The sequence below is a fragment of the Hyphococcus luteus genome (assembly GCF_002943565.1).
Classification (GTDB): domain Bacteria; phylum Pseudomonadota; class Alphaproteobacteria; order Caulobacterales; family Parvularculaceae; genus Hyphococcus; species Hyphococcus luteus.
Genome location: NZ_PJCH01000005.1, coordinates 631,028 through 644,779, shown reverse-complemented (window position 1 = coordinate 644,779; position 13,752 = coordinate 631,028). Strand labels below are relative to the sequence as shown.

Sequence of the window (13,752 nt, the reverse complement as noted above, 5' to 3'; positions counted from 1 at the left end):
TCATCTGAGGCCGCGTTCCTCCAGATACTCGATCAACTGTTCCGGGCGATCGGTCATGATGACGTCGGCGCCGATATCGATCAGGCGCCCCCAGGATGCGTCCGGGTCGGACATCGCAATGTCGTCGGCGTAACCGGCCGACCAGCGCGGCAGAACGGCGATGCCGAGATAACGATATTTGTCCGCGCCGATGATGCGTCCGTCCGGTCCGAGGGGCCATTGAGACGGATCGTCGGCGATGATTTCGAAACTCTTCACCGGAGTGTCGGAAAAGTCCTGAAGCGATTGCTCGAAAGAGCGCGCGCCGTGCCAGACGATCGGCGTGACATGCCGCAAACCTTTCGTATCGATCGCGTTATAGATCACGTCCGCCGGCGTGTCGGGAGCTTCGGAACCGGAGAATCCATCGACAATTTCCACATCGTAGGCGCGGGCTGTGGATGGAATTTTCCAGAGCACCTCATTTTCAACGCCCATATCGCGCGCAAGATCGAGCGCAGCCTGATAGGTCTCTTCGAAACCGAAAACGTCGTTCGATTTTATTTCCAGATTGACCAGAATCCGCCCGCGCGTCGCCTCGAACATCTCGCGCAGCGTCGCTACCTTGTGGTTTGTTATCAGCTTCTTTTCGTTGATCTGGGACGGCGAGCCGTCGCGCTCATAGAGACGCAGCGATTTGATCTCGGCGAGCGTCGCGTCCCATACGGGACCGTGACCGTTCGTCATTCGGTCGAGGGTTCTGTCATGAAATACGATCAGCTCACGGTCTTTCGTAAGCTGCACGTCGATCTCCACGATCTCCACGCCGAGTTTTACGCAATGGTCGATGGCTGTGACGGTGTTTTCAGGAGCGGTCGTCCAGCAGCCGCGATGGGCTGCGACCATGATCGGGCCGGCATCCACATCATTGAGCAAGTCCTCATATAGACCCTTGTTTTCGCCCGCGGCCATTGCGGCTGAGCAGGCGGAAAGCAGGACGACGGCAAATCCCAGCAGACCGGCCTTGAGAACATTTGGCGTTAGAAACTTCTTGGTACGCATGTAATCTTTCAACCCTTGTATGTTGATTTTCGGAAAAAGGTCGCCCGCCCCCGCGCGAAGACGTGCGGGGGCCGACGTCGTTCCTAGAACGTGCCGCGTATGCCGAATTGAATGACCCGGCCCTGGGTCAGGTAATACTGGTTCAACTGCTTGCCGAAATCATTCACCGAGCCATCGGAGTTTGTTCGCGCCGCGTAGGTGTACCAGTCCTCTTCGAACAGGTTCAGTCCTTCGAGGAATAGGTCGAAATGATCGGTGACGGCGTAGCGGGCGGAAGCGTCGACCTGGCCGTATGGCTGCTGAATATTGTCAAATCCGTTGCGTCCCGTGACCGAAAATTCGGAGCGATAATTGTAGGCGAGACGCGCGCTGAACGGTCCTTTTTCGTAGTAGCCGACCAGGTTATAGGATGTATCCGATTGCCCCTGCAGCGGCTTGGAGACGCCCGCTTCGTCCGTCCGCTCGCTTTCCGAGAATGTCGCGTTCGCCAGGACGCCAAAGCCGTCGAAGGGCGCGGGCAGGAACGTGAAGGGCTGCTGGTATTGAAGCTCAAGCCCGTAAAGTTTGCCGTTTTCGCCGTTCACAGGGGTTGTAACCTGAAACTCGCGTCCGCAGACATTTTCGCCGGCGTCGTTGCGGATGTCGCCGCAGATGACGATCTCGGGGCGGGTTTCGTTGACGATGAAGGTTTCGAGATCCTTGTAATAGACAGTCGCCGACAGGAGCGCTTCGTCGGCGAAGTACCATTCGAGCGAGGCGTCGATATTGTTCGACCGGTAGGGTTCGAGCGCGGGGTTGCCGCGGCTCGCCGACAGAACCGTCGGCGAAATGTTCACAGCCGGAGCGAGATTGGCGAGCGGCGGGCGCGTCATGGTCCGGTTCGCGGCGATACGCAGGATCAGGTTGTCGCGCAATTGCGCCTTGAGATTGATGGCAGGCAGCCAGTCGCTGTATTTGCCGGGATAGGACACCGCTTCCGGACCTGACTCTTCCTGCACATATCCTTCTGACGTGACGTCCGTCCTCACATAACGCACGCCGCTATCCATCGTGACAGGGACCGGACCGATGTCGAAAGCCAGATCGGCCTTGAAATATGCGCCCAGGGTTTCTTCGCCGACCGTATATGTCTGAAGTTTGTCGACTTCCGTCAGACTGAGATCCGCCGGGAGCAGATCGCGTCCGGCCGTCTCGATGTTTGTCATCAGGAAGTCCGAGCGGTAAGGCGCGTCTTCATGATAGCTGCTTCCGAACATGTCCCGGGCGGAAATGGCGTAGTCGGCGAAATTCGCCGTGAAGGCGGGGCGAAGCTCGGCCAGGCGCACCTGTCCCTTGTCCCGGTCCCGGTACTGGACCCCGAATTTGACGCCGGTAAGGCCCGTGTCGCCAAAATCAGCTCCCAGATTTGCGGAAACGGAAATCTCTTCATCGTTTCTCTGAAACGGCCGGAAACGAAGCTGGTTCGGCGAATACTGATCGGGATCCAGCCAGTCAAAATCACCGCCCAGCTCCGGGTATTTCGGGTTCGAGAAATCGTAGGTGAAATCGCCGACATAATGCCAGAGATAGGTGCGGCTGAGCTCATCTTCCTTGGCTTTCGAATAGCCGAAGGTCGCATCGGCGGACCAGACGCCGTCAATATCCCATTTTCCGCCGGTCGTGATGTGAGTCAGCGTCGAGTCAACCTGACGGTCCAGCGTCTCAGAGCGTTGATCCTGGTTGCTGATCGAACCTGCGACGGCGACCCCGTCCTCAATGGTGATACTCGTCCATTCCTGTCCGGTGCCGAAGCCGGGCATACCATCAACGGTGGCGCGGATTTCGTCCTGAGAATAGTCCGCATAGAGGATGTCGGCGAAGAGCTCGACATTCTCCGTCGGGCGGAATTGAAACGAACCCGTTACACCCAGACGCTCGCGTTCCAGAATGTTCGGTCCAATGCGGGGCAATTCCGGCGAAATGGTGTTTGCCGCGATGTCCTGAAGACGGGCGAGGTCATTCACAGCCTCGCCATTCACCATGATGGTCGGGGCGTTATCGGTGGTGAACCCGGAAAGGTAGGTCTGAAGACCGGTGATGTTGTCATCCCAACCCCAGCCCTGCGAGATGTCGCCGCGCGCGGCCGTTTTGGAATAGGAGGCGGACACGAGGACGCCGAAACGGTCGTTATCGAAAGTGCGCGAAAGCAGACCACTCACCCGCGGCTGGAGGTCGCCATTGCCTTTGTGGAAATCGGTTCCGCTGGCGGAAAACGCGATCTTGTTTCCAGTGCCGAGGGGCTGGGGCGTGCGCAGATCAATGGTTGCGGTCAATCCCCCTTCAGCGATGTCCGCAGAAGAGGACTTGTAGACTTTTGCGTTGGAAAAGAGCTCCGAGGCAAACAGATCGAACGAAAACTCACGCCCCACATTGCCCGTCGCTACAGACAAGCCGTTGACCGTGACATTCGTCCAGTCGGTTTGACCGCCGCGAACCGACACGACATTGCCTTCGCCGCCGGGCGTGCGCGTGATGGTCACGCCGGAAATGCGCGCGAGCGATTCAGAAATATTGAGATCCGGAAATTTGCCGATGTCTTCGGCCGAAATGGCGTCCACAACGCCGGTTGCGCTTTCCTTCTGGTCCAGCGCCCGGCTCAGCGAGCCGCGAACGCCTGGAACGACGATGACGTCGAGCACGGCGTCAGCATCCGCTTCCTCCGCTTCCTGGGCGAGCGCACCGCCCATGAACATTGACATAAACGCTGTCACAGCAGCGCCCGAGAGTAGAAATTTGCGCGACACAACAATTCCCTTCGCACGTTAGATTGACCCGAGAATTCTGGAGACCCCCCAGAACCCATGGGAGCCCTATAGCGACGCAGTGCGACAAAATGATAACACAATGTTATCATTAATCGTGTATTCGCCTGCCTACCGCGTTGCCTGTTGCGATAAAATCACATAGGAAAAAGCATGAACACGAAACAGACAGAGCCGCTGAGCGAGAGCGAGCGGCGCATATTTGAAACCGTTTGGAAGCTTGGTCCTATCAGTCGAAATGACGTCGCGGCCCGAACGGGCCTGACGGCGATGACAGTGTCGCGCCTGAGCAAGGCCCTCGAACAGCGGGCGCTTGTCAAAGACGCAATTATTCGCACGGGCCAAAGAGGAAACCCTACGCGTCCGTTATCAATTAACCCGCTTGGTGGTTGCAGTGTCGGGCTGAACTTCACCCGTTCGACCGTCGAGGTCGGCGTGATCGATCTCGGCGGAAACTTCCTTCAGCACAGTCACAGGAAAATCTCGTCCGCATCGACGCAGGTGTTGATCGACTGCGTGCGGGAGACCATCGACGCACTCGCCGAAGCGAAGTCCGGCCATGTGGAACGCATCTTCGGGGTAGGCGTCGCCTTGCCCGGCGATTTCGAAGAGAAGGGCCGCGTGCTTGCGGCGCACCCGCTCTTCGCCGACCTGCGGCATCGGGATCTTGCAGACGAATTCGAAAAACGCCTTGGTCTGCCCTTCTTCATGAACAGCGATTCCAATAGCGCAACGGTTGGCGAACGACTCCTTGGCGCAGGCCGGAACTTCGAAACCTATATCTATGTCTATCTGGGGTATGGGGTCGGCGGCGGCCTGGTGATCCGCGGCGAACCCTTTTTCGGCATGAACAATAACGCCGGCATTATCGGCGTCCATTTCCCTGACAATAAACCCCGGCCGTCGGGGCTGGATCTGATGAATACCCTCCATGAGGCCGGCCACGGGGTTGAGGACTTCCAGGACCTGGAAAAAATCGATCTGGCGGCCGATCCGGCGTGCCGCGACTGGATCAAACGGGCAGGCGGTCAATTGCGCACAACCCTTCGATTTCCCGCCAGGCTTATCGATCCTGAAGCGATTATCATTGGCGGGCGTCTTCCGAACGAGGTTCATCACATGCTCGCCGTTGAGATCGATCGTCCCGATTTCTGCACGGAAACGGAGCTCGAACAAAAAATGCCGCGTCCGCGCGTACTCGGCTCGATGCTGGGCGCCCGCGCCGGCGTCATTGGGGCTGCGGCCCTCCCGATTTACGCCGCGCTTTTCAACGATGACGCGGCCTGACGACACGTTTCTGTCGTCGCCGCTTGCTATGGGATGGCGCTATCAGGGCAATTCGCGGCGATGGTGACAGGTGGATGGGCAATCTTCAGAACGCTCGATCCTCTGCAACCCAAGCAAAAAAATCCAGTTTGCGCCCGGTCGAGCGCTGGGGGTATGCGAGCGGCAACTTCGCAAAATCCATCGTCTGGAACACGCTTGAACTCTTCCTGATCTTTTATCTGACCGACTTGGTCGGCTTGCCGCCCCGGGATGCCGGGTTGATCGTTTTTCTCTCGCTCATTTGGGACGCCGTCCTCGACCCCGTCATTGGCTTCATAGCGGACCGAACCACGACGCCGATCGGCCGATATGGCCCTTTTCTCCTGATTGGCGCACCGCTATGCGCAATCTCGTTCTCGCTGGTTTTCTCGCTTCCGACCGCAATGGCGGAGCACGGAATGTTCTGGGCTCTTGGGGCGCTTTTGTTGTTTCGTTCGGCTTATACTTTGGTCGACTTGCCACACAACGCACTGATCGCGACCCTTTCAAACGACAGCAGCGAACGGGCCCGTCTGGCGTCGCTCAGGTTCGTGTTCAGCTCTCTTGCTGTTTTCGTTCTCGCCGTCTCGTCATACTTCATACTGTCGCCCGATCTGATCGAGCATCAACAAAACAGATTCAGGCAGTTCGGCCTCCTCGTATCCGTTGCATCGGCGGCGGTCCTCGTAGCGTCATGGTGGAGCGTGAGGCGTTTTGATCGTACCGCGCAAGGCGCAAACCACTCGATAAGCTCGCAATTGCGCTCACTCGTATTCTTCATTCGCGACAAAGATTCTCGCGCCGTCATGCTTTACGCATTTTCCAGCGCATTGCTCGTCTCGGTTTTTGGCAAGGGCCTCGGTTACTTCGCAAAATACGAGCTTGGAAACGAGGCGCTTGTCAGCGTCGGCCTGGCGGCCATGATGATCGGGCAAATTGCAGGCTCCATTTGCCTTGGCCGCATTGCTTCACGTTATGAGAACGCCATCGCGTTGAAGGCGGCAGGCTTGATGCTGCTACCCGCGACCCTTGTATTCTTTCTGTCCGCCCCGGCCTCCGCAGCGACGCTCATTGGCTCCTGCGCTGTGATCGGTTTTCCGGTTGGGGGAATTTGGGCGCTTGTGTGGGCGCTTGCCCCCAACGTTGTCGACAAGCAGCAAGCGACCTGCCATACGCGAGCTGAAGGCTCCTATTTCGGAATCCTGATTGTAATCATGAAGGCGGCGACCGGACTCAGCGCATTTCTGTTCGGATGGCTGCTAACGCAGATCGGGTTCGAGCCAAATGTTCAGCAATCCGACGCAACGCTGCTATGGCTCCGCTGCGTGATGTGTGTTCTGCCGTCCATTGGCGGAATAAGCATATTCCTGATCATGTCCACCTACGGAATCACGCACGCCAACCACTCTTCGCTTCTGACGAAATAAAGTGGCGCCGCAATCGAATGGAGCACTGTTTTTATTGGGGTGTTTGGCTTCCGGCCTTGTCCGTGGGTTCCACAAACAATCTGTCAGTCAGCCAAACGGGCCATGCCATTGACGGACTCTAGCGCGGATTCTCATTCTGCTTTCACCAAATCTCTATGTGCGACTGCGTGAGGAAGCCAACAAAATGGGGGAAGGCTCCGGCCCGCATCATCGAGCAGGCATTGCGCGCCTGGTTCGAACCTTACTCGAAAGCCCACGCCGGAGGCGCGCCTTCCGAAGCGCCGGGAGCCTTAGACCTGCGCAAGTCCGCTATCAATCGGGAGGTCTCGTTCATCTTCGAGGCTTTCCGCCAATACGTTATTTACTGGCTCATCCGGACAGAGCCGCATGCGCTCGGCAGGCGACGGTTCGATTGGCTTATCGATCAGTTGGCCGCGAAAATCGCTGACGAGAAAACGCCCGGCAGCATCGATAAAAACCACCCCTAAACGTGTCGACTGTGAGAATCACAAACGAGAAATCTTGTGATAGGTTTTGGATTGATCGTCGTCAGGACAGCGATGCATTCGATCTGGAAGCGGCGGGATGACTCTGATCTAGGCTATTGAAACAAGCCCAAATTTCAGGCGAATCCGGCTTTCCGCTCCAAAGGAAAAGCCGGAATTCCGGGCGCTTCATTTGTGATAGAAAATGTATAGAATTTGTGTTAGTTTTTGAGACTGGGATTTAAATAAGTTATTGTTTTTGTTATATAAAAAAATTTCACGGAAGCGCATCGCCCGCTCCAGATTTCTCAATAACATCAAATTATTGCAAGCCGCGAATTTTGACGTTTGGTCGATTTTGCCTCAGGCGCCACTGAGGCAACAGCAAGCGAACCTTCGCGGCGCGTCAATCTGCATCGTCCACGCCTTCGCAAACGCAAATGCCCTATCCTGTGTACGGTTTATAATCTCCACAGCAGAATGTCGGCTAGTGCGAGGCATCCAGCGCGCGCAGATACGGCGCCGCAAAGGCTCCATACTCTTCCTTCTTGCTTTCGGGCAGGTCTCTCCAGCCCGTTATATGCCCGCGGCATGACGGCGCACCGCACATGCATACATCCGGAAAATGATCCACGCCGTAGTTCCGCATGGCGTAATCGAACGTCACTTCCTGATTTGCGCCGATGCTTTTCATCGCGATGAAGTCGTGCGCGCCGGTTTCATTTACACGGATGCCGCAATTGGGTGCGCATGAATGATTGACCTTCGAGATCAACCCCGCATGGAACACATATCTGTCCTTTCCGATTTGAGATGCATGGGAATGGTTTGCTTGGAGTTCCTTTTCGATCACGCCGACCATCACGATGTCACCGCGAAAAAACTCCCTGGTGGAAAAGATGCCGTCGCCTCTCTCAGAACAATTCAGCAATTGAAATTCGTCTAGTGCAGCATCACTCACATTGTACTCCATTGGGTTGGGATTAATGAACCTGATAAGCCAGAACTCGCCTGCTCTGGTGCTCTGTCCATTCAAAAAAATATCTATTGATGTGCAATTTTAGAGATCGCCTGTTATTCATCCATGACGAAATGAGGCGGCAACCGTGGCACTCATGCGTCCTTATCAATCCGCCTCGATTGCAGCATCCAATGCTTTGGCCAATACCTTGGCTTTTGAAAGAGCGGCCCGCTGTTTATCTTCGTCTGACTGGGTGTCTTCACCGTGCCCTGTAGCGACTGAAACCATGCACCGGATGGTGTCATCGCCTCTCGAAAGAACGACAGAAAATTGGTCCGTCTCGCCATTTCGCGATATTTCCAGCTTTTCCATTTTTTCCCTGGTTTCTGCAACCTTCACGATGGCCGCCTAAACTAGCGCCTATTTTGAAGCGCTCATTCGTTTCGCCTGAGCCACGGCGTCTTTCAGATCGGTATATCGAAAGCCGTTGATGTGGAAATAATCGACGGGAACGCGCTTGATCCCATATTTCTGCATCTCTGTTTCTAAACCGTTCTCTTTGTCGCTTCTTACTATCACATCCGCCATATCTGAATTCCTTCAAAAGCCTTAGATGGCTATCTATCCTCGGCAGATCAATCGGCTGGGATGTTTTCGGCAAAGTTATTGAGCGTTTTTCCGTCATTTTGTTCGAATACGGAAAATCTCTTGCAAATAACGAATTTTAAGCGCACTCATGCAAAAAGACCAATCCGCGCGGATTGCGACGCGTGGCATGGATGTTTGTGCGGAACAAACACGCCGCACATTCACGACCATCGCTTACTTGATGCTTTTGGACGGCCCGGGGGAGAAAGATCGCCCGTCGGTGCGCCTATCCGGCGGGCCGGTCTCCCAGCAACGCATTTTACATAAAAAGGAATTTTCATACATGGCCAAAGGTCAACAGCGCAGCAATCGCGAACCCAAAAAGCCGAAACAGAACAAACCGAAAAAGATCGAAAGCACGCTCTCGAAGGTGACGGAAACTTTTCGGGCCAAGCCGAGAGCCATATCAAAAAGCGGCGGGAAGTAATAATGCGTGCGTGACATGATCGCGCACAAACCGATGATGCTTTTTGGAAAACGCCCCTTCTTAACAAAAATAGGGCTGAAAATTAATCGGTAAAGGACGTCGCGGGCCGGGCGCATCGGGAAATATCCCTAACAATGGCGCGCCGCATGATTAGACAGTGGCGGAGAGGAAACTCGCCCCCTCCGCAAGACGTTTTATGATTTTTTGGCTTCGTTCGCAGGCGCTGCGGTTTTTTCCGCCGTTGGGGCTGGCTGGCTGGCCGCAGGCTCTGCTTTGGCGACATGATCTTTCTTTTCTTGTTTCGGAGTTTTATCGCCTTGATTATCGCTTTTCTTAAACATGTTATATGACTTTCATTTCGCACGGCAATGATTTGCCAGCGCACCTTTCAAGTAGGTGAGCGCCGCAGCAATACAATGAGCAAAATTCGAATAGGAAAATATATTTTTGTGCAGCAGGTTTTGTTACCAAGCTGAAGCGTCACTGAGTCCGCCTGGCACGATTAAAACTATCCATGTCCTATTTGAATTTGCGGCGGAGTGTTTTCGCATCAAGGCCGCCTCCGTAAAGCAAGCCCCTCAAACCCAGCGGATGGCGGCGCGATGGCGCTCCAGCTCCGGGCGGATCTGCCGGAAGGCGCGCTCATACCGGTAGAACGGGATGCGCGGGTGCAAATGATGCACCAGGTGATAATTCTGATAGACGAAGACCGCGTTCAGCACCGGCTGCATCCAGGCCCGGCGGGCGAGCCAGACGCTGGTGTTGCGGTATTTGCCCCCTTCCGCGTCATGGGGCACATGCACCACATAGGCGAAGAAGAAGGCCAGGAACGGCAGGGTGAGATAAGCCGGCAGCAGCCACAGCATCACGACCTCGAAGCCGTAGCCGGCCCAGAACGCCGCGACGACCAGCGTGATGTCCATGACCCGTTCAATATAGAACTCGATCACGATCCGGCGCGAGATGACGCCCTTCCGGAAAAGACGCAGCATCTGCACTTCATAGCGCATTTGCAGGGTCAGGCAGGCGAGCGCCACCGCCAGCGGATTCTTGCGCGCCATCCAGGTATCCGCATCAAGATCCCGGTCGTTGGTGAAGCGATGATGGGCGAAATGAATCGCGCGAAAAGCGGGCATGGAAAACCAGAAGACGAAGCTGATGAACCGGCCGATCGCCTCATTCAGCCATTTCGCCTTGTACTGGCTTCCGCTGATGTTGCTGTGAAACGCCTCATGATTGAGATGGGCGAGCACGTAAAGGCAAACGGCGTTGGCCGGGACCGCGAACCAGTAGGAAAGGGCGCCCGAGACCGCCAGAAACGAGGTCAGCGCGATCAGGCCGGTCATGGCGAAAAACACGGCGAGGCTGGTCCACGCAAAGGCGTGAACGCCGAGCCCCGCTCCGGGCTTCACGCCTAGGTCGACCACCTCGCCCGAAGGCGGCGGCGTGAAGGCGTTTTCCTGTTTAGCGGCTGCAACCATAGTCAATATTAATAAAGCATTAACTTGCCGGCGCAAGTAGCGCTGAAAGCCGCGTCAATCCTGCCGTCCAAAGGCGCCGCGCCAAGAAGTCCTTAACGCTCATTGTCTATGACAATCATGATGAAAAACCATGCCCGCCTTGACGCCACGCCAGAAGAGCGCGTGCGCGGATTTCTTCGCCGCTTTCGAGCCAGTCTCAAGCGCGACGGCATCAGCGCGGGCACGGCCGAATTCAAGGACCGCAAGGTCGAGACGGCCTACCGCCGTTTTCTGGTGAACAACCAGCTCAAAACCGAGCGGCTTTACTGGTGGGCGACGATCATCGCCTTCCTCCTCTATCTTATTCTCGATCTGACGACGATCACCCGGTCCCTGACCGAAATCATCGCGCTGCGGATCGTTGTGGCGACCTTCTGCGCGTCGATGATCCCGCTTTCCTATGTCGAGCGGTTCAAGCCCTATTTCAGCTATCTGACAGTGGGCGGCATGCTCGCCTTCGCCCTGTCGATCATCGCCATGATCTCCATGATGCAGAGCGACGACGCGCCGCCCTATATCATCGGCGTGCTCGTCACCTTCATCGCATCGTCATGCCTTATGCGGATTCCGTTCCGGCTGGCGGCGAGCGTCTATATCGGCGCCTCCATCGTCTATCTGCTGGTGCTCAATCTCGATTCCGACTTTCACAGGTCGGACATCATCGCAGGCCATTTTTTCATGATCTCCATCGCCCTCGTAGCGGTGGTGACCAATTACGCCCAGGAGATTCGTTCGCGTCAGATCTGGCTGCGCGACGAACAGCGCCAGCGCGATGCGGAAATGATCGAAAAGCTCTTGATCGAGGCGACGGCGGCCGACCAGTCGAAAATCAACTTCCTGTCGATGATGAGTCACGAACTGAGGACGCCGCTGCATCAGATCATCGGCTATACCGAAGTCGTCGCCAATTCCTGCAAGGCGGCGAACGACATGGACGACAATGTCCGCCACCTCAATGAAATTCACGGCTCGGCGCATGTGCTCTTGTCGCGCATCCAGAAAATGCTGCGTTTCGTGGACGCCACCGCCGGCAAGATGAAATACGAAATGGTCGACACGCCCGTCAGCGAGCTGGTGGATGTGGCGCTTGAGCGGATGCGCGCCGGTCTTGAAAAAAAGGCGATGCGCGTCGATACGTCAGGCCTTGTCGACAGCGCGCTTTACATAGACATCGTTCACACCTGTTACGCCGTGAACAACCTCATTGAAAACGCCATCAACGCCTCCTCCGAAGGCTCCACCCTGTGGATCAGCGGCGATAAAACGGCGGACGGCGCCTATGAACTGATCCTTCGCGACGAGGGCTCGGGCATGAGCGAAGAGCAGATCGCCGGGGCGTTCAAGCCCTTCACGCAGACCGAAAACACGCTCGTGCGCTCGGGCGAGGGCCTCAGTCTCGGCCTCACGCTCGCCAGGCGGATTTTCGAGGATCAACGCGCCTCGATCACGCTGCTTTCCGACGGCGAGCACGGCACGACCGTCAAGATCCGCTTCGAAGCCAGGGAAAAAGAGCAAAAACCGGCGCGCGACAAAGCCGCCGGCTGATTTTCGGCGCCTTTTCCAACCGGACTTTAAAGCGGCTTTTCGACCACCAGGAAGAAAACCGCCTGCATCGGGTCGGAGACGACCGAAACCTTCGCGCCGGGGATCTCGCCCGCCATGGCGCGCATTTCATTCTCATTGCGGAAATAAAGGCTCCAGTCGGTGACATATTCGAGCGGCCACATCATGCCGGTCGGCAGGTTGTTCACATTGCCGATGACCACCTGACCGCCCGGCTTGACGAAGTCGTAAAGCCGCTTGACGAAACGCTGGGCGAGAAGCGGGTTGAGATAGTCGACGAAACCCGAGGAATAGATCACGTCATTATTGGCGAACGCCGCATTGTCCGCCGACGGACGGAGCATTTCGCGAAACGAGATGTTGAGGCCCGTCACATTGAGCCGGTCCCGGCCCTTCATCGTTGCGATGCGTTCATAGGCGTAATCGAGCGCCGCGGGCTCCTGATCGACGAGATTGACCCGCCAGCGCACATTCTCGGGCGTTTCGTCGAGAATGTCTTCAAGCTCGCGCGCAGGCCCGCAGCCGACGCTGGTGATGGCGAATTCCGCGTCGCCGCCGCTCGAGCGCGCATTGGCGTAATCGGCGACGAGGCTCGCCACCATTTCCATCCGAGTGATGATCGGCCGCGAAGCGCTCATCCCTAAAAGGTGCAGGAATTTCTGCGCGACGGTTTCGCCTTCCGGCCTTTGTTCGTAGCCGTAATTCATGATCTTGTAGTCGCCGGGATAGCCCGCCGGCTTGTAATAGCAGCGCGCCCAGCCGGGACCGTTCAAGAGCATCTGGGAAACCGTGCGCTCAGTGTAGGATTTATAGCCGATGCGCTGCTGCTTGTCCTCGTGGATCTCGGCGGTCAGACGATTGCCTTCCTGCACGAGGTCGAGCCATTCGGTCTCGGCCGCCGAGGCCAGGTCGCGGGCGATGTCGCCGCGCTCTTCATCGTCCAGCTTGTCTTCGATCGGCGCCACGAATTTCTGGATGCGCAGGAGATAGCCGCCCACATAAGCGGCGACGTCGGCGCAGAAGGTTTTATAGGCGATGTCCGGCTCCAGGGCCGGCTCCGCGCGCCCGGCCTCGCGGGCGAGAACGGAAGCGTTTTCACGGATCAGCCAATCGAGATCGAAGCTGTTGGCCTCAAGCTCGAAGCCGGCGCTGGTTCCCCCGGACCCGTACGCGCTGCGCGCCTTGCGGGCGGCGCCGAGAAACAATTCGCGCCCCTGCTGGGTCAGGCGCAAGACGCCCTTTGCGCCCGGCGCAATCCCGTCATCCCCGCGCCGGCGCGCGATCGCGCCCGCGCCGCGCAGCGAGATATTCTCGAGTTCGAAAACTTCATCTTCGAAAATCAGTCTGGGCGCGTTTCCGGAGAAAATTTCCGAAGCCTCATAGCGGGCGGGGCGGAAAAACCGCGCCTTTCCCGATGCGCCGGGAAGATGTTCATAGCTCTTCGACATACGCCACCCAGATTGAGAACCGCTCCCCGAGGCAGAGTATGCCTAACAAATCGTAAATAGCAATCGCGCAAGTCCTGATTTGCGCCGATATTCAAGCTGTTAATCGTAAATTTCGTCCGGATACGG

General features: G+C 56.7%; 13 protein-coding genes. 5 read left to right on the top strand and 8 right to left on the bottom strand.

The features are described from left to right. A complete protein-coding gene (locus CW354_RS23655; RefSeq protein WP_133162221.1) occupies positions 1 to 1,041 on the bottom strand; it encodes a glycerophosphodiester phosphodiesterase family protein in 1,041 nt (346 codons plus the stop codon). Between the two features lie 83 nt (positions 1,042 to 1,124). After that, entirely contained in the window at positions 1,125 to 3,791 is a 2,667-nt protein-coding gene (locus tag CW354_RS08035) for a TonB-dependent receptor (protein WP_165793591.1), read from the bottom strand. Between the two features lie 327 nt (positions 3,792 to 4,118). Between CW354_RS08035 and CW354_RS08030 the strand changes: the two genes are divergently transcribed. From CW354_RS08030 to CW354_RS08020, 3 genes are all read left to right on the top strand, one after another. Then, the gene (locus CW354_RS08030; protein ID WP_165793590.1) at positions 4,119 to 5,129 is read left to right on the top strand and encodes an ROK family protein; all 1,011 of its coding nucleotides are present in this window, start codon (positions 4,119 to 4,121) and stop codon (positions 5,127 to 5,129) included. 74 nt (positions 5,130 to 5,203) lie between these two features. Beyond that, entirely contained in the window at positions 5,204 to 6,574 is a 1,371-nt protein-coding gene (locus CW354_RS08025; RefSeq protein ID WP_104829487.1) for an MFS transporter, read from the top strand. Between the two features lie 221 nt (positions 6,575 to 6,795). Then, positions 6,796 to 7,062, top strand: a complete 267-nt coding sequence (locus tag CW354_RS08020) for a hypothetical protein (RefSeq protein ID WP_104829486.1) — start codon at positions 6,796 to 6,798, stop codon at positions 7,060 to 7,062. A 484-nt stretch (positions 7,063 to 7,546) separates the two neighbouring features. Here the strand turns inward: CW354_RS08020 and CW354_RS08015 are convergent, their stop codons facing one another. The 3 genes from CW354_RS08015 to CW354_RS23350 all read right to left on the bottom strand — a co-directional run bounded on the left by CW354_RS08015 (position 7,547) and on the right by CW354_RS23350 (position 8,608). Further along, the gene (locus tag CW354_RS08015) at positions 7,547 to 8,020 is read right to left on the bottom strand and encodes an SET domain-containing protein-lysine N-methyltransferase (protein ID WP_207764720.1); all 474 of its coding nucleotides are present in this window, start codon (positions 8,018 to 8,020) and stop codon (positions 7,547 to 7,549) included. 165 nt (positions 8,021 to 8,185) lie between these two features. Then, the gene (locus CW354_RS08010) at positions 8,186 to 8,419 is read right to left on the bottom strand and encodes a hypothetical protein (protein WP_133162220.1); all 234 of its coding nucleotides are present in this window, start codon (positions 8,417 to 8,419) and stop codon (positions 8,186 to 8,188) included. A gap of 21 nt (positions 8,420 to 8,440) precedes the next feature. Next, positions 8,441 to 8,608 (bottom strand): hypothetical protein, encoded by a 168-nt coding sequence (locus CW354_RS23350; RefSeq protein ID WP_165793589.1) that lies wholly within the window; start codon positions 8,606 to 8,608, stop codon positions 8,441 to 8,443. A 148-nt stretch (positions 8,609 to 8,756) separates the two neighbouring features. On the opposite strand from CW354_RS23350, the gene CW354_RS08005 reads away from it, so the two are divergent. Beyond that, entirely contained in the window at positions 8,757 to 9,095 is a 339-nt protein-coding gene (locus tag CW354_RS08005; RefSeq protein WP_104829484.1) for a hypothetical protein, read from the top strand. 194 nt (positions 9,096 to 9,289) lie between these two features. Here CW354_RS08005 and CW354_RS23345 read toward each other — a convergent pair whose 3' ends face one another. Beyond that, positions 9,290 to 9,436 (bottom strand): hypothetical protein, encoded by a 147-nt coding sequence (locus CW354_RS23345; RefSeq protein ID WP_165793588.1) that lies wholly within the window; start codon positions 9,434 to 9,436, stop codon positions 9,290 to 9,292. A gap of 237 nt (positions 9,437 to 9,673) precedes the next feature. Continuing rightward, a complete protein-coding gene (locus CW354_RS08000) occupies positions 9,674 to 10,576 on the bottom strand; it encodes a fatty acid desaturase (RefSeq protein WP_104829483.1) in 903 nt (300 codons plus the stop codon). A 117-nt stretch (positions 10,577 to 10,693) separates the two neighbouring features. Between CW354_RS08000 and CW354_RS07995 the strand changes: the two genes are divergently transcribed. Beyond that, positions 10,694 to 12,160: a sensor histidine kinase gene (locus CW354_RS07995; RefSeq protein ID WP_165793587.1), complete on the top strand. Its 1,467-nt coding sequence runs from the start codon at positions 10,694 to 10,696 to the stop codon at positions 12,158 to 12,160. A gap of 26 nt (positions 12,161 to 12,186) precedes the next feature. Here the strand turns inward: CW354_RS07995 and CW354_RS07990 are convergent, their stop codons facing one another. Next, a complete protein-coding gene (locus CW354_RS07990) occupies positions 12,187 to 13,626 on the bottom strand; it encodes a class I SAM-dependent methyltransferase (protein ID WP_104829481.1) in 1,440 nt (479 codons plus the stop codon). Positions 13,627 to 13,752 lie beyond the last annotated feature (126 nt).

Excerpts from the sequence above, each read along its gene's own strand:
- CW354_RS23350 (WP_165793589.1), bottom strand. The coding sequence starts at position 8,608 with ATGGCGGATGTGATAGTAAGAAGCGACAAAGAGAACGGTTTAGAAACA.
- CW354_RS08025 (WP_104829487.1), top strand. The coding sequence starts at position 5,204 with ATGGGCAATCTTCAGAACGCTCGATCCTCTGCAACCCAAGCAAAAAAA.
- CW354_RS23345 (WP_165793588.1), bottom strand. The coding sequence starts at position 9,436 with ATGTTTAAGAAAAGCGATAATCAAGGCGATAAAACTCCGAAACAAGAA.
- CW354_RS08005 (WP_104829484.1), top strand. The coding sequence starts at position 8,757 with ATGCAAAAAGACCAATCCGCGCGGATTGCGACGCGTGGCATGGATGTT.
- CW354_RS07995 (WP_165793587.1), top strand. The coding sequence starts at position 10,694 with ATGATGAAAAACCATGCCCGCCTTGACGCCACGCCAGAAGAGCGCGTG.
- CW354_RS23655 (WP_133162221.1), bottom strand. The coding sequence starts at position 1,041 with ATGCGTACCAAGAAGTTTCTAACGCCAAATGTTCTCAAGGCCGGTCTG.
- CW354_RS07990 (WP_104829481.1), bottom strand. The coding sequence starts at position 13,626 with ATGTCGAAGAGCTATGAACATCTTCCCGGCGCATCGGGAAAGGCGCGG.
- CW354_RS08000 (WP_104829483.1), bottom strand. The coding sequence starts at position 10,576 with ATGGTTGCAGCCGCTAAACAGGAAAACGCCTTCACGCCGCCGCCTTCG.